The 503-nt window shown below is 68.2% G+C and carries 1 protein-coding gene; it reads right to left on the bottom strand.

All coding sequences use genetic code 11. From position 1 onward, the window contains the following. The coding region (locus tag AACY45_RS28040) for an AMP-binding enzyme (protein WP_339548725.1) at nucleotides 1-503 on the bottom strand (503 nt) is incomplete at both ends.

Raw genomic sequence — 503 nt, 5'->3', positions numbered from 1 at the left:
CCGGCCTCACGGGCGCGCGCCACCACCTGCACCGAGACGATCGAGTCACCGCCCAGTTCGAAGAAGTTGTCCTCGACGCTGACCTGCGCCAGGTTCAACACGGCTTGCCAGATCGCGGCCAGCGCGGTTTCCACCGGGCCTTGCGGCGCCACAGGCACACGGGTTTCCAGCTCCGGTTCCGGCAGGGCCTTGCGGTCCAGCTTGCGGTTCGGCGTCTGCGGCATGCGCTCCAGGCGCATCAGCCGCGCGGGCACCATATAGTCCGGCAGTTGCGCGTGCAGACGCTCACGCAAGCGGCCCAACAGGGCGTCGTCAGGGTCGGCCACCACATAGCCAACAAGTTGGTTGTGCCGCGCCACCACTGCCGCTTCGCGTACCCCGGGTTCCGCCAGCAGGCAGGCTTCGATTTCGCCCAGCTCGATGCGGAACCCGCGGATCTTCACCTGCTGGTCGATCCGTCCCAGGTATTCCAGGGCGCCATCGGCGCGACGGCGCACCAGGTC

Source organism: Pseudomonas sp. RA_35y_Pfl2_P32, assembly GCF_963970735.1.
Lineage (GTDB): Bacteria > Pseudomonadota > Gammaproteobacteria > Pseudomonadales > Pseudomonadaceae > Aquipseudomonas.
The sequence above is the reverse complement of the archived record's forward strand: the minus strand, read 5'-3'. Positions and strand labels throughout refer to the sequence as shown.